This is a genomic window from Pseudomonas sp. YuFO8, from assembly GCF_035065025.1.
Taxonomy (GTDB): Bacteria; Pseudomonadota; Gammaproteobacteria; order Pseudomonadales; family Pseudomonadaceae; genus Aquipseudomonas; species Aquipseudomonas putida_AE.
Genome location: NZ_JAXDEQ010000060.1, coordinates 1 through 24264, shown reverse-complemented (window position 1 = coordinate 24264; position 24264 = coordinate 1). Strand labels below are relative to the sequence as shown.

Sequence of the window (24264 nt, the reverse complement as noted above, 5' to 3'; positions counted from 1 at the left end):
CTACTGTTACCTGCGACTTTTCAGGTTACTGAATGTGTAACCGCCATGCGCCGATTCGGGGCATTGGGAAACGCCAAGGCCCCTCGGATGCTCCCGCAAAAAATAAGAAGCCACGCTGCGCTTGCCGGATTAGAAGGCTTTGCCAATAATAGGCCCGCAACTTGCAATACAGATCGGTTTACCGTCTTTTGCTCTCGCATGAATTTGCAGGGCTGTCAACGTGCTCGAACGGCTTTCTCGGTGCATCTGTAACTAGTTGTCGCATTGAAGAAATATCGGCTCCGGGCCTGTCGTTAGAATGCCGATCACTCGCTCGTCGTTGCCTGTGTTGAATTTAAACACCCGCATCCCAGGACGCAGCAACGCTTTCCGGTTCCACTCATTCGCATATTGGGCTGTCGCTCACTCTGCCGTTTTAGCCCTTTACCGATGGAGTCCCAAGATGAAGAAACTCGTGCTGCTTGGCGCCCTGGCAATGTCCTGCGTGCTGTCCCTGCCAACCTTCGCCGATGAAAAACCCCTGAAGATCGGTATCGAAGCGGCTTACCCTCCGTTCGCTTCGAAAGCGCCGGACGGCAGCATCGTCGGTTTCGACTACGACATCGGTAACGCCCTGTGCGAAGAGATGAAGGTCAAGTGCGTGTGGGTCGAGCAAGAGTTCGACGGCCTGATCCCGGCACTGAAAGTGCGCAAGATCGACGCGATCCTGTCGTCCATGTCGATCACTGAAGACCGCAAGAAGTCCGTGGACTTCACCAACAAGTACTACAACACCCCGGCTCGCCTGGTCATGAAGGAAGGCACTCAGGTCAGCGAAGGCCTGGCCGAGCTCAAGGGCAAGAACATCGGCGTGCAGCGTGGTTCGATCCACGAGCGTTTTGCCCGCGAAGTCCTGGCCCCGCTGGGTGCCGAGATCAAGCCATACGGTTCGCAGAACGAAATTTACCTCGACGTGGCCGCCGGCCGCCTCGACGGCACCGTGGCAGACGCTACGCTGCTGGATGACGGTTTCCTGAAAACCGACGCCGGTAAAGGTTTCGCGTTCGTCGGTCCTGCGTTCACCGACGTCAAGTACTTCGGCGACGGCGTGGGTATCGCGGTTCGCAAGGGTGACGCGCTGAAAGACAAGATCAACACCGCGATCACTGCCATCCGCGACAACGGCAAGTACAAGCAAATCCAGGACAAGTACTTCGCCTTCGATATCTACGGCAAGTAACACGACAAGTCCGAAATGGCGCAAGCAGCAGGTTTTCTGAGGTTTGCGCCATTTTTTCATCCCAACTTTCGAGGACCTGAATCATGTTGAAAGGCTACGGGGCTGTCATCCTCGATGGCGCTTGGCTGACGCTTCAGCTCGCCTTGTCGTCCATGGCCCTGGCCATTGTCCTGGGCCTGATCGGCGTGGCACTGCGTCTGTCGCCGGTGCGCTGGCTGGCCTGGCTGGGCGACCTGTATTCCACGGTGATCCGCGGCATTCCCGACCTGGTGTTGATCCTGCTGATTTTCTACGGCGGCCAGGACCTGCTCAACCGCGTCGCGCCGCTGCTCGGTTTCGACGAGTACATCGACCTCAACCCCCTGGCCGCCGGTATCGGTACCCTGGGTTTCATCTTCGGTGCGTACCTGTCGGAAACCTTCCGTGGCGCGTTCATGGCGATCCCCAAGGGTCAGGCTGAAGCGGGCATGGCCTACGGCATGAGCAGTTTCCAGGTGTTCTTCCGGGTGTTGGTGCCGCAGATGATTCGCCTGGCGATTCCGGGTTTCACCAACAACTGGCTGGTACTGACCAAGGCCACCGCGTTGATTTCGGTGGTGGGCCTGCAAGACATGATGTTCAAGGCCAAGCAGGCGGCAGATGCTACCCGCGAGCCATTCACCTTCTTCCTCGCAGTGGCGGCGATGTATCTGGTGATCACCAGTGTCTCGTTGCTGGCATTGCGTCACCTCGAGAAGCGCTACTCGGTAGGCGTAAGGGCGGCTGAGCTATGATCTTCGACTACAACGTCATCTGGGAGGCCTTGCCGCTGTACTTCGGCGGCCTGCTGACCACCCTCAAGTTGCTCGCGCTGTCGCTGTTTTTCGGTCTGCTCTGTGCCTTGCCGCTGGGCCTGATGCGCGTCTCGAAAAACGCCGTGGTCAATATGAGCGCCTGGCTCTACACCTACGTGATTCGCGGCACGCCGATGCTGGTGCAGCTGTTTTTGATCTACTACGGTCTGGCGCAGTTCGAAGCGGTACGCGAAAGTTTCCTCTGGCCGTGGTTGTCCAGCGCAACCTTCTGTGCCTGCCTGGCGTTTGCCATCAACACCAGCGCCTACACCGCCGAAATCATCGCCGGCAGCCTGCGTGCCACGCCGAACGGCGAGATTGAAGCGGCCAAGGCCATGGGCATGTCGCGCTTCAAGATGTACAAGCGCATCCTGCTGCCATCGGCCCTGCGCCGGGCACTGCCGCAGTACAGCAACGAAGTGATCATGATGCTGCAGACCACCAGCCTGGCGTCCATCGTGACCCTGATCGACATCACCGGTGCCGCGCGCACGGTCAACGCCCAGTACTACCTGCCGTTCGAGGCGTACATCACCGCCGGCGTGTTCTACCTGTGCCTGACCTTCATCCTGGTGAAGCTGTTCAAGATGGCTGAGCGCCGCTGGCTGGGCTACCTGGCCCCACGGAAGCACTGATATGGAACGCATCGATCATGCTTTGCCGTGGAGTCACCTGGGCAGCGAACGCCAGATTTCGGTGTTCCGTTTTGGCCAGGGCGAGCGCAAGGCCTACATCCAGGCCAGCCTGCACGCCGATGAACTGCCGGGCATGCGCACCGCCTGGGCGCTGAAAAAGCGCCTGGCTGAACTCGAAGCCCAGGGCTTGCTCAACGGCGTGATCGAACTGGTGCCGGTGGCCAATCCACTGGGCCTCGGTCAGTTGCTCCAAGGCAATCATCAAGGGCGTTTCGAGGCCGGCAGCGGCAAGAACTTCAACCGTGATTTCGTCGAGCTGAGCGCGCCATTGGCCGCACAACTCGATGGCCATCTGGGCGATGATCCGCACGCCAATATCCAGTTGATCCGTCAGGCCATGAGCGATCATCTGGCCGCACTGCCACCGGCCAGCAGCCAGTTGCAGGGCATGCAGCGCATCCTGCTCAGCCATGCCTGCACTGCCGATGTGGTGCTGGACCTGCATTGCGATGCCGAAGCGGCGCTGCACATGTACGCCTTGCCGCAGCACTGGCCGCATTGGCGTTCGCTGGCCGCGCACCTGAATGTTCGGGTTGGCTTGCTGGCGGAAGATTCCGGCGGCAGCTCCTTCGACGAAGCCTGTTCGCTGCCGTGGTTGCGCTTGTCGCGTCTGTTCCCGGATGCGCAGATTCCCTTGGCGTGCCTGGCGACTACCCTGGAACTGGGCGGTCAGGCCGATACCGGTCGCGCTGAGACCGAGGCTTACGCCGAAGGCATCCTGGCGTTCCTCGCCGAGCAGGGGTTGATCAGCGGTGACTGGCCGCAACCTGCCCAGGAAGCCTGCGAAGGCCTGCCGTTCGAAGGCACCGAATTGCTGTTCGCGCCGCACCCTGGTGTGGTGAGTTTCCTGCGCCAGCCCGGTGAATGGGTTGAGGCGGGTGACGAGATTTTCGAAGTGATCGATCCGCTGGCGGATCGGGTCAGCACGGTGTGTGCTGGTACGTCCGGGGTGCTGTTTGCCATTGAACGGCTGCGTTACGCCCAACCCGGTTTCTGGCTGGCCAAGGTGGCGGGGCGCGAAGCGCTGCGTCACGGGCGCTTGCTCAACGACTGACTGACTGTTTTTGTGAGAACCGACCGCATGTACAAGCTTGAAGTCCAAGACCTGCATAAACGCTATGGCAGTCACGAAGTGCTCAAGGGCGTGTCCCTGAAAGCGGCGGCTGGCGATGTGATCAGCATCATCGGCTCCAGTGGCTCCGGCAAAAGTACCTTCCTGCGCTGCATCAACCTGCTGGAGCAGCCGCACGCGGGCAGGATCCTGCTCAACAACGAAGAGCTGAAGCTGGTGGCGAACAAGGACGGCGCGATGAAAGCCGCCGACCCGAAACAGCTGCAACGCATGCGTTCGCGCCTGTCGATGGTATTCCAGCATTTCAACCTGTGGTCGCACATGACCGCGCTGGAAAACATCATGGAAGCGCCGGTGCATGTACTGGGCGTGTCCAAGGCCGAGGCCCGCGAGAAAGCCGAGCACTACCTGAACAAGGTTGGCGTGGCACATCGCAAGGATGCCTACCCGGGCCACATGTCCGGCGGCGAGCAGCAGCGCGTGGCGATTGCCCGTGCCCTGGCGATGGAACCTGAGGTGATGCTGTTCGACGAACCGACCTCGGCACTCGACCCGGAGCTGGTTGGCGACGTGCTGAAAGTCATGCAGGCCCTGGCCCAGGAAGGTCGGACCATGGTCGTGGTGACCCACGAAATGGGCTTCGCCCGTGAAGTGTCGAACCAGTTGGTGTTCCTGCACAAAGGTGTGGTCGAAGAGAGCGGCAACCCGCGCGAGGTGCTGGTCAATCCACAGTCCGAGCGCTTGCAACAATTCCTGTCCGGCAGCTTGAAATAATCAAGGCTGCCGTTGTGTACCTTGTAGGAGCTGCCGAAGGCTGCGATCTTTTGATGTTGATTGTTCACGTCAAAAGATCGCAGCCTCGTTTCACTCGACAGCTCCTACAGGGATCTGTGTAGGTTTTGTGATTTGCGTTCATTTACGGGCTAGCATTGGCCCATGCCTTCATCACTGTTTTTCGCTTCGGATTGCCCACCATGACTGCCCATCGAATTGGTTTCCTGATTTGGCCCAGCACTAAAGCACTGACGCTGGCGCTGGCTGAGGAGGCCTTGCGAGTTGCCCAGCGTGTGCACCCGGATGTGGTCTACGAACTGTCCTTCCTGCAGGCCGAACCACCGAGCGAAAGCGCCTGGCAATTGCCCGGTGAAGCCTGGGCCGGCAAGCTGGAAAACTTCCAGAAACTGTTCCTGCTCGCTGACGAGCCGCCGACCAGTCTCGCGCCGGCGTTGAGCAGTGCGCTCAAGCAGCTGGTGCGTGCCGGTTGCGTGATCGGCGGGCTGTCGGCCGGTGTTTATCCGTTGGCGCAACTGGGCTTGCTCGACGGTTACCGCGCCGCCGTGCACTGGCGCTGGCAGGATGATTTCGCCGAGCGCTTTCCGAAAGTCATCGCCACCAGCCATCTGTTCGATTGGGATCGCGATCGCCTGACCGCGTGTGGCGGCATGTCGGTGCTCGACTTGCTGCTGGCGGTACTGGCTCGCGATCACGGCGCCGAACTGGCCGGCGCGGTATCGGAAGAACTGGTGGTCGAGCGTATTCGCGAGGGCGGTGAGCGCCAGCGCATTCCGTTGCAGAACCGCCTCGGCTCCAGTCATCCGAAGCTCACCCAGGCGGTGTTGCTGATGGAAGCCAACATCGAAGAGCCGCTGACCACCGACGAAATCGCCCAGCATGTGTGCGTGTCCCGTCGGCAATTGGAGCGGATCTTCAAGCAATACCTCAACCGCGTGCCGAGCCAGTACTATCTGGAACTGCGCCTGAACAAGGCCCGGCAGATGTTGATGCAGACCAGCAAGTCGATCATCCAGATCGGCCTGTCCTGTGGTTTCTCCTCGGGGCCGCATTTCTCCAGCGCCTACCGCAATTTCTTCGGCGCCACGCCGCGCGAAGATCGCAACCAGCGGCGCAGCAGCAGCCCGTTCGAATTGTCGTCGGTACCTTCCGAGCGCGGTTAACCCCAGCGCCAGCACCATCCCCTGTAGGAGCTGCCGCAGGCTGCGATCTTTTGATCTTCAAAATCAAGATCAAAAGATCGCAGCCTGCGGCAGCTCCCACGGGGGGTATCGGTTTCCCGCAGAACTGCCTACAAGCGCTCGCGACAGTTTAAACTGCGCCTTTGCGACCCTATATGTCGCATTGCCGTAAACCCGTGGAAAACCGGGGTTTGCGCTATAAGAAGTTGTCGCTTGGCGGCAAGGCCGGGCTGAAAACTGTCCTTACAATCCCCCCATCGCTCGCCAGTTTCAGGCGGGTGTTTTCTCTTCAGGAGACTCCGATGTCCGTTGAGCACGCTGCGGTACAACGCGCCGATTTCGATCAGGTTATGGTTCCCAACTACGCGCCTGCCGCCTTCATTCCAGTGCGTGGCGCCGGTTCCCGCGTCTGGGACCAGTCCGGTCGCGAGCTGATCGATTTCGCCGGCGGTATTGCCGTCAACGTATTGGGCCACGCACATCCGGCGCTGGTCGGTGCCTTGACCGAGCAGGCCAACAAGCTGTGGCATGTGTCCAACGTGTTCACCAATGAGCCGGCCCTGCGCCTGGCCCACAAGCTGGTCGATGCCACCTTTGCCGAGCGTGCCTTCTTCTGCAACTCCGGCGCCGAAGCCAACGAAGCGGCCTTCAAGCTGGCCCGGCGTGTCGGTTTCGACCGCTTCGGCAGCGAGAAGTACGAAATCATCGCCGCGCTCAACAGCTTCCACGGTCGTACCCTGTTCACCGTCAACGTTGGTGGCCAGTCGAAGTACTCCGACGGCTTCGGTCCGAAGATCACCGGTATCAGCCACGTGCCGTACAACGATCTGGCCGCGCTGAAAGCCGCCATTTCCGACAAGACCTGCGCTGTGGTGCTGGAGCCGATCCAGGGTGAGAGCGGTGTTATTCCGGCCGAACTGGAATACCTGCAAGGTGCCCGCGAACTCTGCACCGCGCACAACGCGCTGCTGATCTTCGACGAAGTGCAAACCGGCATGGGCCGTACCGGCCATCTGTTTGCGTACCAGCATTACGGCGTGACCCCGGACATCCTGACCAGCGCCAAGAGCCTGGGCGGCGGTTTCCCGATCGCGGCCATGCTGACCACCGAAGACCTGGCCAAACATCTGGTCGTCGGTACCCACGGCACTACCTACGGCGGCAACCCGCTGGCATGCGCGGTCGCCGAAGCGGTGATCGACGTGATCAACACCCCTGAAGTGCTGGCCGGCGTCAACGCCAAGCACGACAAGTTCAAGGCGCGGCTCGAGCAGATCGGCGAGAAATACGGCCTGTTCACCCAGGTGCGTGGCATGGGCCTGTTGATCGGTTGCGTCCTGAGCGAGGCCTGGAAAGGCAAAGCCAAGGACATCTTCAACGCCGCCGAGCGTGAAGGCCTGATGGTGCTGCAAGCCGGCCCGGACGTGGTGCGTTTCGCCCCGAGCCTGGTGGTGGAAGACGCGGACATCGATGAAGGCCTGGACCGTTTCGAACGCGCTGCGGCAAAACTGACACAAGCCTGATCGACCCTTCGGCACCTGACCTGTCAGGCGTCGAACCCAATTTTGTTCCGGGCTGGATCAAAACTGTGGGAGCCAGCCTGCTGGCGATGAGGGCCTGACAGCCAACATCATTGTTGCCTGACAGGACGATATCGCCAGCAGGCTGGCTCCCACAGTTGACTCTGAGTTGTTTCAGGGATGGCCCGGGTTTTTTCTTCTGTAAGTTCTGAGATTAAGGAGTGACACCATGCTGGTGATGCGCCCCGCGCAAATGGCTGATCTGGGCGAGGTACAGCGTCTGGCTGCGGACAGCCCGATTGGTGTCACTTCCTTGCCGGATGACGTTGAACGCCTGAGCGACAAGATCGCCGCGAGCGAAGCCTCGTTCGCCGCCGAAGTCAGCTTCAACGGTGAAGAGAGCTATTTCTTCGTGCTCGAAGACACGGCCACCGGCATGTTGGTGGGCTGTTCGGCCATCGTCGCTTCGGCGGGTTATTCCGAGCCGTTCTACAGTTTCCGTAATGAAACCTTCGTGCACGCCTCCCGCGAGCTGAAGATTCATAACAAGATCCACGTGCTCTCCCAGTGCCACGACCTGACCGGCAACAGCCTGCTGACCAGTTTCTACGTGCAACGCGAGCTGGTGGGTTCGCCCTGGGCCGAGCTCAATTCCCGTGGCCGCCTGCTGTTCGTCGCCAGCCACCCGGAGCGCTTCGCCGATTCGGTGGTGACCGAGATCGTTGGTTACAGCGATGAAAATGGCGACTCGCCGTTCTGGGATGCCATCGGTCGCAACTTCTTCGACCTCAACTACGCCGAAGCCGAGCGTCTGTGTGGCCTGAAGAGCCGGACCTTCCTCGCCGAACTGATGCCGCACTACCCGATCTACGTGCCACTGCTGCCGGATTCCGCCCAGGAAGCCATGGGCCAGGTGCACCCACGGGCGCAGATCACCTTCGACATCCTGATGCGAGAAGGCTTCGAAACCGATCACTACATCGACATCTTCGACGGCGGCCCGACCCTGCATGCCCGTGTCTCGGGGATCCGTTCGATCGCCCAGAGCCGCGTGGTGCCGGTGAAGATCGGCGAGCCGGTCAAAGGCGTCGGTCGCCAGTACCTGGTGGCCAATGCCCAGCTGCAGGATTACCGCGCGGTCATGCTCGAGCTTGACTACGCGCCGGGCAAGCCGGTGACCCTGGACCTGGAAACGGCCGAAGCCCTGGGCGTCGGTGAAGGTGCCAGCGTGCGCCTGGTGGCGGTTTAACACCTGCTTCAAAGAATGCTTGGAAAGTAGCGAGTTTCGCGGGTGGCGCAAGCGGCCCGATTGAGGAGATAGCATGATCGTTCGTCCCGTACGCAGCAGCGATTTACCCGCTCTGATCGACCTGGCCCGCAGCACCGGCACCGGCCTGACCACCTTGCCGGCCAACGAAGAGCGTCTGGCCCACCGGGTCGGCTGGGCCGAGAAGACCTTTCGCGGCGAAGCCGGGCGGGGCGATGCGGACTACCTGTTCGTGCTCGAAGACGACAATGGCCGAGTGGTGGGCATTTCCGCCATCGCTGGCGCCGTCGGCCTGCGTGAGCCCTGGTACAACTTCCGGGTCGGCCTGACGGTCAGCGCTTCGCAAGAGCTGAACATCTATCGCGAAATTCCTACCCTGTTCCTGGCCAACGACCTGACCGGCAATTCCGAGCTGTGCTCGCTGTTCCTGCACGCCGATTACCGCAGTGGCCTCAACGGCCGCATGTTGTCCAAGGCGCGGATGCTGTTCATCGCCGAATTCCCACAACTGTTCGGCAACAAGATCATCGCCGAGATGCGCGGTGTTTCCGACGAAGCCGGGCGCTCGCCATTCTGGGAAAGCCTGGGCCGCCACTTCTTCAAGATGGAATTCAGCCAGGCTGACTACCTGACCGGCGTGGGCAACAAGGCGTTCATCGCCGAATTGATGCCGAAGTTCCCGCTGTACACCTGCTTCCTGTCGCCGGACGCGCGCAACGTGATCGGCCAGGTGCACCCGGACACCGAGCCTGCGTTGTCGATGCTCAAGAGCGAAGGCTTCAGCTATCAAGGCTACGTCGACATCTTCGACGCCGGCCCGGCCATCGAGTGCGAAACCGGCAAGATCCGCGCCGTGCGCGACAGCCAGGCACTGGTGCTCGCCGTCGGCACGCCGGGCGACGACGCCACGCCGTTCATCATTCACAACCGCAAGCGCGAAGACTGCCGCATCACCGCTGCTCCGGCACGTCTCGCCGCCGGCACGCTGGTGGTCGATCCGCTGACCGCCAAACGTCTTCAACTCAACGCTGGCGATCAAGTGCGCGCCGTGGCGTTGTCCGCTGCTCGGGAGTCGAAATAATGAAGTCGCTATACATTGCAGGTGAATGGTTGGCAGGTGGGGGCGAAGCCTTTGAGTCGCTGAACCCGGTGACCCAGCAAGTGTTGTGGTCCGGCACCGGTGCCACCGTCGATCAGGTCGAGTCGGCCGTGCAGGCTGCACGCCAGGCGTTCCCGACCTGGGCCCGGCGCACCCTGGAAGAGCGCATTGCGGTGCTGGAAGCCTTTGCTACATCCCTGAAAAGTCATGCAGACGAACTGGCCCACGCCATTGGCGAGGAAACCGGCAAGCCCCTGTGGGAGTCGGCCACCGAAGTCACCAGCATGGTCAACAAGATTGCCATCTCGGTGCAGAGCTACCGCGAGCGCACTGGCGAGAAGAGCGGCCCGCTGGGCGACGCCACCGCAGTGCTGCGCCACAAGCCCCACGGCGTGGTGGCGGTATTCGGCCCTTACAACTTCCCAGGTCACTTGCCCAACGGGCATATCGTGCCGGCGCTGCTGGCCGGTAACAGCGTGCTGTTCAAGCCGAGTGAGCTGACGCCGAAAGTCGCCGAGCTGACGGTCAAATGCTGGATCGAAGCCGGGTTGCCGGCGGGCGTCCTGAACCTGCTGCAGGGCGCGCGCGAAACCGGTATCGCCCTGGCGGCGAACCCGGGCATCGACGGCCTGTTCTTCACTGGTTCCAGCCGCACGGGCAATCACCTGCACCAGCAATTTGCCGGTCGCCCGGACAAGATCCTCGCGCTGGAGATGGGCGGTAACAACCCGCTGGTGGTGGATCAGGTCGCCGATCTTGATGCTGCTGTGTACACCATCATCCAGTCGGCGTTCATCTCTGCCGGCCAGCGCTGCACCTGTGCCCGCCGCTTGCTGGTGCCGCAAGGCGCCTGGGGCGACACATTGCTGGCGCGCCTGGTGGCGGTCAGTGCGTCGATTGAAGTCGGTGCATTCGATCAGCAGCCGGCGCCGTTCATGGGCTCGGTGATTTCCCTCGGCGCGGCGAAAGCCTTGATGGATGCCCAGGAACATCTGCTGGCCAACGGCGCCGTGGCGTTGCTGGAAATGACCCAGCCCCAGGCCCAGGCCGCCTTGCTGACCCCGGGCATTGTGGATGTGACGGCGGTGGCCGATCGCCCGGACGAAGAGTTGTTCGGCCCGCTGTTGCAAGTGATCCGCTACGTTGATTTTGAAGCGGCGATCGCTGAAGCCAACGACACTGAATACGGTTTGGCCGCTGGCCTGTTGTCGGATTCCGAGGCGCGTTACCAGCAGTTCTGGCTGGAAAGCCGCGCGGGCATCGTCAACTGGAACAAACAACTGACCGGTGCCGCGAGCAGCGCGCCCTTCGGCGGCGTCGGCGCCTCGGGCAACCATCGCGCCAGCGCTTACTATGCGGCGGATTACTGCGCGTACCCGGTGGCCTCGCTGGAAACGCCGAGCCTGGTGTTGCCTGCCGCTCTGACACCCGGCGTGAAAATGGCGTGATGCCCATCGCCAGCAGGCTGGCTCCCACAGTGATCGGGTCGTACACAAAATGTGTGAACACTACCGAACCTGTGGGAGCCAGCCTGCTGGCGATAGCCGCGCCGCGGTCTTAAATCCAGTTACTGAAGCCATAACAACAGATTCTCGTGGAGCCTCGCTGATGAAATCCTATGAAGTCAATTTTGACGGTCTAGTGGGGCCGACCCATAACTACGGCGGCCTGTCCTACGGCAACGTCGCGTCCCAGAGCAACAGCCAGCAGTCTTCGAATCCGAAGGAAGCGGCGCTGCAAGGCCTGGCGAAGATGAAAGCGCTGATGGACATGGGCTTTCAGCAAGGCGTACTGGCCCCGCAGGAGCGCCCGGACGTGGCCGCCTTGCGCCGCCTGGGTTTCAGCGGCACCGACGCGCAAGTGATCGAACGTGCCGCCAAAGAAGCGATGCCATTGCTGGTGGCCAGTTGCTCGGCATCGAGCATGTGGGTGGCCAACGCCGCCACCGTCAGCCCGAGCGCCGACACCGCGGATGGCCGCGTGCATTTCACCGCCGCCAACCTGAACTGCAAGTACCACCGCAGCATCGAGCATCCGACCACCAGCCGCGTGCTGGGCGCGATGTTCGCCGACCAGAAGCACTTCGCCCACCACGCCGCGTTGCCGGCCGTGGCGCAGTTCGGTGACGAAGGCGCGGCCAACCACACCCGTTTCTGCCGTGTGTACGGCGAAGCCGGCGTCGAGTTCTTCGTGTTTGGTCGCAGTGCCTTCGACACCCGTTACCCGGCACCGCAGAAGTACCCGGCGCGCCAGACCCTCGAAGCGTCCCAGGCAGTCGCTCGCCTGCACGGCCTGAGCGATGACGGCGTGGTCTACGCCCAGCAGAACCCGTCGGTGATCGACCAGGGCGTGTTCCACAATGACGTGATCGCAGTCGGTAATGGCGAAGTGCTGTTCTATCACGAGGACGCTTTCCTCGAGACCGACAAGATGCTCGCCGAACTGCAAAGCAAACTCGCCAAGGTCGGTGGGAAATTTCAGTCAGTGTGCGTTCCGCGTTCCGCAGTAAGCGTCGAAGACGCGGTTCGTTCCTACCTGTTCAATAGCCAACTGCTGTCGCGTCCTGACGGCTCCATGCTGTTGATCGTGCCGGAAGAATGCCGTGGCAACGAGCGTGTATGGCAATACCTGCAGGGTTTGACCAGCTCCGGCGGCCTGATCCGCGAAGTGAAAGTCTTCGATCTCAAGCAGAGCATGCAGAACGGCGGTGGCCCGGCTTGCCTGAGGTTGCGTGTCGCGCTCAACGAAACCGAACTGGCGGCGGTCAACCCAGGGGTTATCATGACGGCACCGTTGTACGGCACTCTGACCGAATGGGTCGAGAAGCATTACCGCGACCGCATGACCGAAAACGATCTGGCGGACCCGCAATTGCTGCTTGAGTGCCGGACGGCACTGGATGAACTGACGCAAATCCTTAAACTGGGCGCGGTTTATCCATTCCAGATCAATTGAAAGTCTCAAACGAGAGCGTAAAAACATGAGCGATACCCTGCAGCTGATCCTTGAAGACACCGACGGCACGCAACTGGAAACCTCCTGCACCCGCGTCGCGGTCATGTGGCAAGGCAAAGAGCTGTGGATCCAGCAGGACGGCCGTGGCCAGTTGCTGATCGGCGTGGACGTCGAAGAAGGCGACGCCGAATACGCCAACCTGCTGTTGCGCCCATTGGCGACTAATCTGGTAAGTCTGCAACTGGAGATGGAACCGGCTGACCTGGGCGACGACGAGGACCACGTTCACGGCCCGGATTGCAATCACGACCATTAAGGAAACCGCTCTATGCTCGCCCTCGGCAAACTGCTTGAACTGACCCTCGCCGGCCGCGAACCGGCGGAGAAGACTCAACTGACTGTCGAAGGCGTGCGCATGCGCTGGTTGAGCGAAGGTGCGCTGGAAGTGCGGCCACCTGAAGTACGCGACAACGGCCTGGACCTGCTGTTATCGGCCGGTATCCACGGCAACGAAACAGCGCCGATCGAACTGCTCGATCGCCTGTTGCATGACATCGCCCGCGGCGACTTGAAGCCGCGTGCCCGAATTCTGTTCCTGTTCGGCAACCCCGAAGCGATTCGCAAGGGCGAGCGTTTCGTCGAGCAGGACGTCAATCGGCTGTTCAACGGCCGTCACGAGCAAAGCAGTGGCTCCGAAGCCCTGCGTGCCTGTGAGCTGGAACGCCTGGCGGCGAGTTTCTTCAGCCTGCCGGATCGCCAGCGACTGCACTACGACCTGCACACGGCGATTCGTGGTTCGAAAATCGAACAGTTCGCCTTGTACCCCTGGAAGGAAGATCGCCAGCATTCGCGCCAGGAGTTGGCCCGTCTGCGCGCCGCCGGCATGGAGGCGGTGCTGTTGCAGAACAAGCCGTCCATCGTCTTCAGTTCCTACACCTATGACAAGCTCGGTGCCGAGGCCTTCACCCTTGAACTGGGCAAGGCGCGACCGTTCGGGCAGAACGACGGGGTGAATGTCTCCCGGCTGGAAACCCGCCTCAAGCAGATCATCGAAGGCACCGAGCCCGAGATGGCTGAAGAGGCGCTGGACGGTTTGCAGCTGTTCAGCGTGGCACGGGAAATCATCAAGCACAGCGACAGCTTCCGCCTGAACCTGCCCGTGGACATCGAGAACTTTTCGCAGCTGGAAGTGGGTTACCTGCTGGCGGAAGACATCGCCAATACGCGCTGGATCATCGAGGAGGAGGGCGCCCGGATCATCTTCCCGAACCCCAAGGTGAAAAACGGCCTGCGCGCCGGCATCCTGATCGTGCCGACCACCGACGATAACCTCACCTGATTACAATTCCCGTCCCAACATAAAACCCACTGTAGGAGCTGCCGCAGGCTGCGATCTTTTGATCTTGATCTTTAAAATCAAAAGATCGCAGCCTCGTTTCACTCGGCAGCTCCTACAGGGTGAGTCGGTGTTTAGACCGCTACCGCCCGCGGTTCAGTGCGACGCAAGTTGCGGATTTTCGCAAGCGTATCCGCACACGTCTTCGCCGCTTCCTGACCTTTGTGCACGAAGTGATCGAAGAAGAACTTATGATGCAGTTCTTCACCCGCGTGGAAGTGATGCGGGGTCAGGGACACCGAGAACACCGGCACTTCGGTTTCCAGTTGAACCTGCATCAGGCCGCTGACCACTGACTGGGCGACGAACTCGTGACGGTAGATCCCGCCGTCCACCACCAGGGCTGCGGCGACGATGCCGGCATAACGGCCGGTCTTGGCCAGCAACTTGGCGTGCAGGGGCATTTCAAAGGCGCCGCCGACTTCGAAGAAATCGATGTCGGATTCCTGATAACCCTGGGCAATCATTTCAGCGACGAAGCCTTTACGGCTCTGGTCGACAATATCCTTGTGCCAGCAGGCCTGGATGAACGCTACGCGCTCGCCGTGATGGTGTTTGCTTTTGCTGTCGATTGCGGTGGGTTGCATGTTCTGATTCCTGTTTGTGTGAAAAACAGGGCTTATGAATCGAATGGGATTTTAGGGTACGCACGCTCGCACGAGTGCTGCGGACGGCCCTTTTGCGCCAATCCCGTTCTCTCTTCATCCGGACTATGACCGTCGGCCCCGGAATCACACCGGGTCTGCTGACCTTGTCGCCACTCACGGCAAAGGCCGTGTCTGACACCAAGCGCTCGCGGGCTATGCGTGTTGCACGCAATTACCGCCGGTGGGGAGTTGCACCCCGCCCTGAGAACGTTTTGCTGCCAGATTGTTTGGCAGCGCAGCGTTTTTATCACATATTTCCTACGCGCGCATCGGTGCTTTCGGATGATTGTTATCGAGTTTTCCGTTGCATTAGGGTTGATTATTCATCGACTTGACCGCAGTAATCCCTTCCTGAACGCGATTTCCCCTGTTTACGAGGCCCGAGTCATGAGTGTGATTGATCTTCGCAGCGACACCGTCACCCAACCCACCCCTGGCATGCTCGAGGCGATGGCCACGGCCGCCACCGGTGACGATGTGTATGGCGAAGATCCGACGGTCAACCGCCTGGAAGCCGAACTGGCAGACCGCCTGGGGTTTGCTGCCGCACTGTTTGTCCCCACGGGCACCATGAGCAACCTGCTGGGCCTGATGGGCCATTGCGAGCGCGGTGACGAATACATCGTCGGCCAGCAGGCGCACACCTATAAGTACGAAGGTGGCGGGGCGGCGGTACTCGGCTCGATCCAGCCGCAGCCGCTGGAAGTGCAGGCCGATGGCTCGCTGGACCTTTCCCAGATTGCCGCGGCGATCAAGCCGGACGATTTCCATTTCGCTCGCACCCGTTTGCTGGCGTTGGAAAACACCATGCAGGGCAAGGTCCTGCCCCTGGAATACCTGGCCCGGGCCCGCAGCTTTACCCGTGAGCACGGGTTGCAACTGCACCTGGACGGCGCGCGGCTGTACAACGCAGCGGTGAAGCTGGGTGTCGATGCCCGGGAAATCACCCGCCACTTCGATTCAGTCTCGGTGTGCCTGTCCAAAGGCCTGGGCGCCCCGGTGGGTTCGGTGCTGTGTGGCTCGGTCGAATTGATTGGCAAGGCCCGACGCCTGCGCAAGATGGTCGGCGGCGGCATGCGCCAGGCCGGGATTCTGGCGGCGGCAGGCCTGTACGCGCTGGAGCATAACGTTCAGCGCCTGGCCGACGACCACGCCAACGCCCAATTGCTTGCCGAAGGCCTGCGCGCAGCAGGGTTCGAGGTCGAGCCGGTGCAGACCAATATGGTTTACGTTGCAATCGGCGACAAGGCCGAAGCACTCAAGGCGTTCGCCGCCGAGCGCGGGATCGTGCTCAGTGCTGCCGCGCGCTTGCGTTTGGTCACGCACATGGACGTCAGTCGCGCGCAAATCGAGCAGGTCGTCGCGACATTCGTCGACTTTTCCAGTAAGTGATAGCGTTAGCGCTCCAATTGACCGTTTCTATCGTATAAACACGCTGTACCCCGCGCGCAGGGCCGATATAATGCGGCCCTTTGCCGTCGCTTCGTCTGTTGACGTTTCGAACAGGCCTTTGGCCGCAGCCTCCGTGGAAGAACCTAATGAAAAGCGCAGAAATCCGTGAAGCCTTCCTTCGCTTCTTCGAAGAGCAAGGCCACACCCGTGTAGCCTCCAGCTCTTTGATTCCGGGCAACGACCCAACCCTGCTGTTCACCAACGCGGGGATGAACCAGTTCAAGGACTGCTTCCTGGGCCAGGAAAAGCGCGCGTACACCCGTGCCGTTTCCAGCCAGAAATGCGTGCGCGCCGGCGGCAAGCACAACGACCTGGAAAACGTCGGTTATACCGCCCGTCACCACACCTTCTTCGAAATGCTGGGTAACTTCAGCTTCGGTGACTACTTCAAGCGTGACGCCATCACCTACGCCTGGAACTTCCTGACCTCCGACAAGTGGCTGAACCTGCCGAAGGAAAAACTCTGGGTCACCGTCTACGCCAGCGATGACGAGGCGTACGACATCTGGACCAAGGAAATCGGGGTGCCGGCCGAGCGCATGGTGCGTATTGGCGACAACAAGGGCGCGCCTTACGCGTCCGACAACTTCTGGACCATGGGCGATACCGGCCCGTGCGGTCCTTGCACCGAGATTTTCTACGATCACGGCGCCGACATCTGGGGCGGTCCACCGGGCTCGCCGGAAGAAGACGGCGACCGCTACATCGAAATCTGGAACAACGTGTTCATGCAGTTCAACCGCACCGCCGATGGCGTGTTGCACCCGCTGCCAGCGCCGTCGGTGGACACCGGCATGGGCTTGGAGCGGATCAGTGCCGTGCTGCAGCACGTTCACTCGAACTATGAAATCGACCTGTTCCAAAGCCTGCTGAGCGCATCGGCCAAGGCCATCGGTTGCACCAACGATAACCAGGCTTCCCTGAAAGTCGTGGCTGACCACATTCGTTCCTGCGGTTTCCTGATTGCCGATGGCGTGCTGCCATCCAACGAAGGACGTGGCTATGTGCTGCGCCGCATCATTCGTCGCGCTTGCCGTCACGGCAACAAGCTGGGCGCCAAGGGCAGCTTCTTCTATCAGATCGTCGCGGCCCTGGTCGCCGAGATGGGCGAAGCCTTCCCTGAGCTGAAATCCCAGCAGGCGCACATCGAGCGCGTGCTCAAGGCCGAAGAAGAGCAATTCGCCAAGACCCTGGAGCAGGGCCTGAAAATCCTCGAGCAGGATCTGGCCGAGCTCAAGGGCGACGTGGTTCCGGGCGATGTCGTGTTCAAGCTCTACGACACCTACGGTTTCCCGATGGACCTGACGGGCGACATCGCTCGCGAGCGCAGCCTGACCATCGACGAAGCCGGTTTCGAGCGCGAGATGGAAGCCCAGCGCGTACGTGCACGTTCGGCCAGTTCCTTCGGCATGGACTACAACAGCCTGGTCAAGGTTGATGTCGATACCGAATTCACCGGTTACACCGCCCACAGCGGTTCGGCCAAGATCGTTGCCATCTATAAAGACGGGCAGTCGGTCGACGTACTGAGCGAAGGCCAGGAGGGTGTGATCGTTCTCGATCAGACGCCGTTCTATGCCGAATCCGGTGGTCAGATTGGTGATTGCGGTTTTCTCCAGGCCGGCGCTGCGCGTTTCGACGTGCGCGACACCACCAAGACCGGCGGTGCGTTCCTGCACCACGGTGTGCTGGACTCGGGCAGCCTGATCGTTGGCACGCCGGTTCAGGCGCAGGTGGATGCCGACGTGCGTCACGCCACTTCGCTGAACCACTCCGCGACTCACTTGCTGCACGCCGCATTGCGTCAGGTGCTGGGCGATCACGTTCAGCAGAAAGGCTCGCTGGTCGACAGTCAGCGCCTGCGCTTTGACTTCAGCCACTTCGAAGCCATCAAGCCTGAACAGCTCAAAGCGCTGGAAGACATCGTCAACGCCGAAATTCGCAAGAACTCCGAAGTTGAAACCGAAGAAACCGACATCGAAACCGCCAAGCAGAAAGGCGCCATGGCGCTGTTCGGCGAAAAATACGGCGACAACGTGCGCGTGCTGAGCATGGGCGACTTCTCCGTCGAACTGTGCGGCGGTATCCATGCCAATCGCACCGGCGACATCGGCCTGCTGAAAATCATCAGCGAAGGCGGTGTGGCTTCGGGTGTGCGTCGTATCGAAGCGGTCACTGGTGCTGCGGCACTGGCCTACTTGAACGCGGCGGAAGAACAACTCAAGGAAGCGGCCAGCCTGGTCAAGGGCAGCCGCGACAACCTGATCGACAAGCTGTCGGCTGTACTGGAGCGCAACCGTCTGCTGGAGAAGCAACTCGAGCAGTTGCAAGCCAAGGCCGCCAGTGCGGCGGGTGACGACCTGTCGGCGCAAGCCCAGGACGTCAAGGGCGTGAAAGTGCTGGCCGTGCGTCTGGACGGTCAGGATGGCAAGGCGCTGCTGGCGCTGGTCGATCAACTGAAAAACAAACTCGGCCGCGCAGTGATCCTGCTCGGCAGTGTCCATGAGGAGAAGGTCGTTCTGGTTGCAGGCGTAACCAAAGACCTGACTGGCCAACTCAAAGCCGGTGATTTGATGAAGCAAGCCGCTGCGGCAGTGGGCGGGAAGGGCGGTGGTCGTCCAGACATGGCGCAAGGCGGCGGTACCGACGCTGGCGCCCTGGACGCGGCACTGGCGCTGACCGTTCCGTTTGTAGAGCAGGGTTTATAAGGCAGTGCCTGCGGCCCGCAGTCTAGTGGCGGGCCACAACGCTGTTTGAGTGATTATTTGGGCGCCCTTCATGGGCAGAGGCGGCTTTGAAATGGCTTTGATCGTACAGAAATTTGGAGGCACCTCGGTCGGCACCGTCGAGAGAATCGAGCAGGTTGCCGACAAGGTTAAGAAATTCCGCGATGCCGGCGATGACCTGGTGGTTGTGCTGTCTGCAATGAGCGGCGAAACCAACCGTCTGATCGATCTGGCCAAGCAAATCAGTGGCGGCGATCAACCGGTTCCTCGCGAGCTGGACGTGATCGTTTCCACCGGTGAGCAGGTGACGATTGCCCTGTTGGCCATGGCGCTGATGAAGCGCGGTGTGCCTGCAGTGTCCTACACCGGCAACCAGGTACGGATCCTGACGGATAGCGCGCACAATAAAGCGCGTATCCTGCAGATCGACGACCAGAAGATTCGCGGCGACCTGAAGGCCGGTCGCGTGGTGGTTGTCGCCGGTTTCCAGGGCGTCGACGAGCACGGCAACATCACCACCCTCGGTCGTGGCGGTTCCGACACCACCGGCGTGGCCCTGGCGGCAGCCTTGAAGGCTGACGAGTGCCAGATCTACACCGACGTCGATGGCGTCTACACCACTGACCCGCGCGTCGTGTCCGTGGCCCAGCGCCTGGACAAGATCACCTTCGAAGAGATGCTGGAAATGGCCAGCCTCGGTTCCAAGGTGCTGCAGATCCGTGCGGTGGAGTTCGCCGGCAAGTACAACGTCCCGCTGCGCGTACTGCACAGCTTCAAGGAGGGTCCGGGCACCCTCATTACTATTGATGAAGAGGAAACCATGGAACAGCCGATCATTTCCGGTATCGCTTTCAACCGCGATGAAGCCAAGCTGACCATCCGTGGCGTGCCAGACATCCCGGGCGTTGCCTTCAAGATTCTCGGCCCTATCAGCGCCGCGAACATCGAAGTCGACATGATCGTGCAGAACGTTGCGCACGATAACACCACCGACTTCACCTTCACCGTGCACCGCAACGACTACCAGGCGGCGCAGACCGTGCTGGAAAAGACCGCCAGTGAGCTGGGTGCCCGTGAAGTCATCGGCGACACCAAGATCGCCAAGGTGTCGATCGTCGGCGTTGGCATGCGCTCCCACGCGGGCGTCGCCAGCCGCATGTTCGAAGCACTGGCCAAGGAAACCATCAACATCCAGATGATCTCCACGTCGGAAATCAAGGTCTCCGTCGTGATCGAAGAGAAGTACCTGGAGCTGGCTGTGCGCGCCTTGCACACGGCTTTCGAACTGGACGCACCGGTCCGCCAGGGCGAGTGATGCGTTTGCCAAAGGGCGCGGTCTGACCGCGCCCTTTGTTTTTTTGCAAGGCGCGACCCCAAGGCTGTTCTTTTGCTCGCGCTGGTCAATACTCAGGCATGTAGGCCAACGACCATTCTGGTTGTAGGTCGAGTGCCTTTTTTTTGCAGACTGTTGTCCCTGAAAATGTAATGCGTGAGGAGAAAGGTATGCTGATTCTGACTCGTCGGTGCGCAGAAAGCCTGATTATTGGTGATGGCGAAATCACCGTGACCGTGCTCGGCGTCAAAGGAAATCAAGTGCGTATCGGTGTCAACGCCCCGAAAGAGGTTGCGGTCCACCGTGAGGAAATTTACCTGCGTATAAAGAAAGAGAAGGACGAAGAACCAAGCCATTAATTTTTATCGTTTTTTATGTTTGCAAACGGGGAAAAGGTTGGTTAAGATACGCCCCGTGTTGCGGAGAGCTGGCCGAGTGGCCGAAGGCGCTCCCCTGCTAAGGGAGTACACCTCAAAAGGGTGTCGGGGGTTCGAATCCCCCGTTCTCCGCCATTATTTGCGTAGTACGTTGTAATCTGGCTTCTTCGGTAAGTTGTTGAAATTACTAGAAAAAGTGCTTGACATAGAGATTAGACGGCCTATAATGCGCGGCAACAAATGCACTCGTAGCTCAGCTGGATAGAGTACTCGGCTACGAACCGAGCGGTCACAGGTTCGAATCCTGTCGAGTGCACCATACAACAAAAAGCCCGCTTTTTAAGCGGGCTTTTTGCCGTCTGGGATTTGGCTTTCCCCTTCCTGCATCCTCTCTCGTCGAACTCGATGCTCTTCCTCCATGACGGCTACCGATCAAGGTAGGCGCCCGCATTTTCCATCGCCATTGTGTTTTCTTTTCCAGATGGGTCGTCGCACTTTGTAGTGTCAGGCGCGCGCTCAAGATTGTTTCGCAAGCGCTTGTTTCAGCCATGATTTTTTAACGTTTTAAGCCGTCAGTCGGTGTATCATTGCGCCCGTCAGCCCCGCCGGGGCTTTTGGATTACTTCCATGGACTTACCCAGTAGTTACTCAATACCCCGTTTTTCCAATCATGAATTGACTGATTGATCCTTCCGGCGCGCCCCGCTGCTGGGAGTGGAGTTCGCCTATGTCTGAAGTTGAAGTAAAGAAAACGCAGGAAAGCTTGCAGGACCGCCTGGCTCAAGTCGTTGAGCTGTTGCAGCGTCAGCGAGTGGTTGAAGACCTGACTCATCGCCAGGAAGGTCCGAATCAGGATCGCGTCGAAAACCTGGTTCACCGGCAAAATCTGGTTGAGCTGCAACGCAAGCTCGATGACCTGCACTCCGCCGACGTCGCCTATATTCTCGAAGCCTTGCCGCTGGATGACCGCCTGACGCTTTGGCAATTGGTCAAGGCTGATCGCGACGGCGACATCCTGCTCGAAGTATCCGATTCGGTTCGTGAAACCCTGATCGCCGACATGGACGATCACGAGCTCCTGGCCGCGGCCAAGGACATGGATGCCGACGAACTGGCTGACCTGGCTTCCGAGCTGCCGCGGGATGTCGTCCACGAGCTGATGGAAACCCTCGATGCTCAGCAGCGCGAGCGAGTGCGCTCGGCGTTGTCCTATGACGAGGACCAGGTCGGCGCACTGATGGACTTCGAGATGGTTACCATCCGTGAGGATGTCAGCCTCGAAGTGGTTCTGCGCTATCTGCGACGCCTCAAGGAGCTGCCAGGCCATACCGACAAACTGTTCGTGGTTGACTACGACGGTGTGCTCAAGGGGGTGCTGCCGATCAAGCGCCTGCTGGTCAATGATCCGGACAAGCAGGTTTCCGAAGTCATGGCCAGCGATCCGGTGAGTTTCCATCCGGATGAAGAAGCCTACGATGCTGCCCAGGCGTTTGAGCGTTACGACTTGATCTCGGCGCCCGTCGTCGACAAGAACGGCAAGCTGATCGGCCGTCTGACCATCGATGAAATGGTCGACCTGATTCGTGAAGAGAGCGAAAGTGAAGTTCTCAACATGGCGGGTCTGCGGGAAGAAGAGGATATTTTTGCGTCGGTCTGGAAGTCCCTGCGTAACCGCTGGGCCTGGCTGGCGGTGAACCTGATCACTGCATTCGTTGCTTCCCGGGTGATTGGCCTGTTCGAAGGCTCCATCGAGAAGCTGGTGGCGCTGGCCGCATTGATGCCGATCGTTGCGGGTATCGGCGGTAACTCCGGCAACCAGACCATCACCATGATCGTCCGGGCCATGGCGCTGGATCAGGTGAGCACGGGTAATACTTCGCGGCTGATGCGCAAGGAGCTGGCGGTAGCCCTGATCAATGGCGTGATTTGGGGTGGGGTGATCGGTGTGGTCGCCTACCTGTTGTATGGGAGCTGGTCGCTCGGTGTCGTGATGACCGCTGCCATGACCCTCAATCTGTTGCTTGCAGCTTTGATGGGGGTCTTGATCCCGATGACGCTGGCGCGACTCGGACGGGATCCGGCCATGGGCGCCAGTGTGATGATTACCGCCATGACCGACAGTGGCGGCTTCTTTATCTTCCTGGGGCTGGCAACGATTTTCCTGCTCTGAGATGTTTGATTTAAAGCCCGCCCGCCATATGGCGGGCTTTTTTATGGCCAAATTTAAGGCAAAAAAAAGCCAGCGATCACGCTGGCTTGAGCTTGCGGGGACGAATCAGGAAGCGTCTGCAGCCATCTCGGCGTCATGGGCGATCAATGAGACAAGCGCGTTTTGCTGACGGTGAGAGAGTTGGCGGAAGCGTTGCAGCAGTTCGCGCTCGTGCAATGACAGCTCCGGGCTGTCCAGGCGCATGCTCAGCTCTTCGCCCAGTGCGCCTTCCTGAATGAGACTCTGCTCCAGGCGCGCAATGATTTCGGAGTTCATGCTGCGGTGATGATTGCGAGCCACCTCGGCAATGCGTTCACGCATTCCGTCTGGCAGACGTACGACGAACTTGTCAGCCGTACGGCTGGAATAAATTGCCTGTTTCAATGGGCGCATATATTTAACCGGTTAGTTCAGGGGAGCGGTTCTCGGGATTGGCCGCAGGATGTCTGATAGGACAAGCGCTCTGGCCAAATGTTCAACCTGAATTGATTGAAGCTGGCATCATGCCTCAAGCTCGCCAGATCATTGGCGCCAATTCTGTGACAAATATTGAGCTGGATAAAGGCGTTCTGCCAGCACCAGTTATCAGAAATGCGGACTGGTTTTGAAAATTGCCGGGTCCGTCTCTCTGGCCGCGTCCTTTGCCCTCCAGTTCTCTGGAAAAAACCGAGGGGCATCCATGCGTATTCGATCACTGTTCCTTATGTGTACAGGATAGTGGCAATTGGCCGATTTACTAGTGGCAAGCGTGTAACGAGAGTCGTTTAGGATGGGTGGCAGGCAGTTTTTTGTGGCTGTCCCTTCCTGGGAGGGGGAGGGCCTGGCCTGTGCGCTAAAAGTCCGAGCCCGCGCGTGACATCTGCCTACACTTAAAAAGCCCACGGATAACATGACAAAGGCAGGCTCGCCCGTTAACATGCACGCCGTCTATCGCTGCGCGAATTTCGCCGGCATCTTGTGTCTCAGTAGCTCAATTGGATAGAGCATCCCCCTCCTAAGGGGAAGGTTGGCAGTTCGAACCTGCCCTGGGACACCACATACATCCAGCCTTCAGCAGTTCATGATTCGCCCACCCAATCGTTATGGGTGCAAAGGGATTGCTTCAGGCATAAAAAGCCCTGCTCAGATCAGTATCTGGCGGGGCTTTTTCATATGGGTGATTGCCTGGAGTTCTCTCCTATATAGAAGAGGGCGGCTAATTCCCACTCAAATGCCTTTTTGATAGAAATAGTAAATCAGTGGTTGACGGCAGATTTCAGAAGCCTATAATTCGCCCCACTTCCGGCGCAGTCGAGACGGAAAACTCCTTGGTAAACAATGAGTTACGCAGTTTTGACAGCAGGTTGCTTCAGTTCATCGAAGCCAGCAGGAAGTTGAGAAAGAGGTGTTGACAGCAGCGTGTAACGCTGTAGAATTCGCCTCCCGCTGACGAGAGATCTGAAGCGCAAGTGGTTGAAGTTGTTAAGGATTCCTTGAAAACTTCTGAAAAAT

The 24264-nt window shown here is 59.8% G+C and carries 20 protein-coding genes, 3 tRNA genes and 1 riboswitch; of the genes, 21 read left to right on the top strand and 2 right to left on the bottom strand.

Annotated elements, in window-relative coordinates:
• The first annotated feature begins 442 nt into the window (after positions 1 to 442).
• The 13 genes from SOP95_RS29770 (at position 443) to astE (ending at position 13972) form a co-directional block, all read left to right on the top strand.
• The gene (locus tag SOP95_RS29770; protein ID WP_274077887.1) at positions 443 to 1219 is read left to right on the top strand and encodes an ABC transporter substrate-binding protein; all 777 of its coding nucleotides are present in this window, start codon (positions 443 to 445) and stop codon (positions 1217 to 1219) included.
• An 83-nt stretch (positions 1220 to 1302) separates the two neighbouring features.
• Positions 1303 to 1992 carry an ABC transporter permease gene (locus tag SOP95_RS29765; RefSeq protein ID WP_323609284.1) on the top strand — a complete coding sequence of 230 codons (690 nt, stop codon included), beginning with the start codon at positions 1303 to 1305 and terminating at the stop codon, positions 1990 to 1992.
• Entirely contained in the window at positions 1989 to 2687 is a 699-nt protein-coding gene (locus SOP95_RS29760; protein ID WP_323609283.1) for an ABC transporter permease, read from the top strand. The genes SOP95_RS29765 and SOP95_RS29760 overlap by 4 nt, the downstream gene beginning before the upstream one ends.
• A gap of 1 nt (position 2688) precedes the next feature.
• A complete protein-coding gene (locus tag SOP95_RS29755; RefSeq protein ID WP_323609282.1) occupies positions 2689 to 3801 on the top strand; it encodes a M14 family metallopeptidase in 1113 nt (370 codons plus the stop codon).
• A gap of 27 nt (positions 3802 to 3828) precedes the next feature.
• Positions 3829 to 4593, top strand: a complete 765-nt coding sequence (locus SOP95_RS29750; RefSeq protein WP_034151461.1) for an ABC transporter ATP-binding protein — start codon at positions 3829 to 3831, stop codon at positions 4591 to 4593.
• 200 nt (positions 4594 to 4793) lie between these two features.
• The gene (gene argR / locus SOP95_RS29745; protein ID WP_274077891.1) at positions 4794 to 5774 is read left to right on the top strand and encodes a transcriptional regulator ArgR; all 981 of its coding nucleotides are present in this window, start codon (positions 4794 to 4796) and stop codon (positions 5772 to 5774) included.
• A gap of 320 nt (positions 5775 to 6094) precedes the next feature.
• A complete protein-coding gene (locus SOP95_RS29740) occupies positions 6095 to 7315 on the top strand; it encodes an aspartate aminotransferase family protein (protein ID WP_323609281.1) in 1221 nt (406 codons plus the stop codon).
• A gap of 226 nt (positions 7316 to 7541) precedes the next feature.
• A complete protein-coding gene (gene aruF, locus SOP95_RS29735; protein WP_323609280.1) occupies positions 7542 to 8561 on the top strand; it encodes an arginine/ornithine succinyltransferase subunit alpha in 1020 nt (339 codons plus the stop codon).
• A 73-nt stretch (positions 8562 to 8634) separates the two neighbouring features.
• Entirely contained in the window at positions 8635 to 9660 is a 1026-nt protein-coding gene (gene astA, locus SOP95_RS29730) for an arginine N-succinyltransferase (protein WP_274077893.1), read from the top strand.
• Positions 9657 to 11126, top strand: coding sequence for a succinylglutamate-semialdehyde dehydrogenase (gene astD / locus SOP95_RS29725; RefSeq protein ID WP_323609286.1), 1470 nt, complete (start codon positions 9657 to 9659; stop codon positions 11124 to 11126). Before astA ends, astD begins: the two co-directional genes overlap by 4 nt.
• A 160-nt stretch (positions 11127 to 11286) precedes the next feature.
• Complete coding sequence (gene astB, locus SOP95_RS29720) at positions 11287 to 12633, top strand: N-succinylarginine dihydrolase (protein ID WP_274077894.1); 1347 nt, start codon at positions 11287 to 11289, stop codon at positions 12631 to 12633.
• 25 nt (positions 12634 to 12658) lie between these two features.
• Complete coding sequence (locus SOP95_RS29715; RefSeq protein WP_018926388.1) at positions 12659 to 12949, top strand: hypothetical protein; 291 nt, start codon at positions 12659 to 12661, stop codon at positions 12947 to 12949.
• A gap of 12 nt (positions 12950 to 12961) precedes the next feature.
• On the top strand, positions 12962 to 13972 hold the full coding sequence (gene astE, locus SOP95_RS29710; protein ID WP_323609279.1) for a succinylglutamate desuccinylase: 1011 nt from the start codon (positions 12962 to 12964) through the stop codon (positions 13970 to 13972).
• A 131-nt stretch (positions 13973 to 14103) separates the two neighbouring features.
• Here the strand turns inward: astE and SOP95_RS29705 are convergent, their stop codons facing one another.
• Positions 14104 to 14616, bottom strand: coding sequence for a 6,7-dimethyl-8-ribityllumazine synthase (locus tag SOP95_RS29705; RefSeq protein ID WP_323609278.1), 513 nt, complete (start codon positions 14614 to 14616; stop codon positions 14104 to 14106).
• Between the two features lie 101 nt (positions 14617 to 14717).
• Positions 14718 to 14889: riboswitch (FMN riboswitch) on the bottom strand.
• Positions 14890 to 15063: 174 nt separating this feature from the next.
• On the opposite strand from SOP95_RS29705, the gene ltaE reads away from it, so the two are divergent.
• From ltaE to mgtE, 7 genes are all read left to right on the top strand, one after another.
• On the top strand, positions 15064 to 16068 hold the full coding sequence (gene ltaE, locus SOP95_RS29700; RefSeq protein WP_274077897.1) for a low-specificity L-threonine aldolase: 1005 nt from the start codon (positions 15064 to 15066) through the stop codon (positions 16066 to 16068).
• A 146-nt stretch (positions 16069 to 16214) separates the two neighbouring features.
• On the top strand, positions 16215 to 18836 hold the full coding sequence (gene alaS / locus SOP95_RS29695; protein ID WP_323609277.1) for an alanine--tRNA ligase: 2622 nt from the start codon (positions 16215 to 16217) through the stop codon (positions 18834 to 18836).
• Between the two features lie 91 nt (positions 18837 to 18927).
• Positions 18928 to 20169, top strand: a complete 1242-nt coding sequence (locus tag SOP95_RS29690; RefSeq protein ID WP_274077899.1) for an aspartate kinase — start codon at positions 18928 to 18930, stop codon at positions 20167 to 20169.
• Between the two features lie 188 nt (positions 20170 to 20357).
• Positions 20358 to 20546, top strand: a complete 189-nt coding sequence (gene csrA / locus SOP95_RS29685; RefSeq protein ID WP_002554426.1) for a carbon storage regulator CsrA — start codon at positions 20358 to 20360, stop codon at positions 20544 to 20546.
• 62 nt (positions 20547 to 20608) lie between these two features.
• Positions 20609 to 20699, top strand: a tRNA-Ser gene (locus SOP95_RS29680).
• Positions 20700 to 20806: 107 nt separating this feature from the next.
• Positions 20807 to 20883 (top strand) — tRNA-Arg (locus SOP95_RS29675).
• Between the two features lie 408 nt (positions 20884 to 21291).
• On the top strand, positions 21292 to 22734 hold the full coding sequence (gene mgtE, locus SOP95_RS29670) for a magnesium transporter (RefSeq protein WP_274077900.1): 1443 nt from the start codon (positions 21292 to 21294) through the stop codon (positions 22732 to 22734).
• Positions 22735 to 22839: 105 nt separating this feature from the next.
• Here the strand turns inward: mgtE and SOP95_RS29665 are convergent, their stop codons facing one another.
• Positions 22840 to 23166 (bottom strand): Arc family DNA-binding protein, encoded by a 327-nt coding sequence (locus SOP95_RS29665; RefSeq protein ID WP_003178899.1) that lies wholly within the window; start codon positions 23164 to 23166, stop codon positions 22840 to 22842.
• A 566-nt stretch (positions 23167 to 23732) separates the two neighbouring features.
• On the opposite strand from SOP95_RS29665, the gene SOP95_RS29660 reads away from it, so the two are divergent.
• Positions 23733 to 23809: transfer RNA gene (locus SOP95_RS29660), tRNA-Arg, on the top strand.
• Positions 23810 to 24264 lie beyond the last annotated feature (455 nt).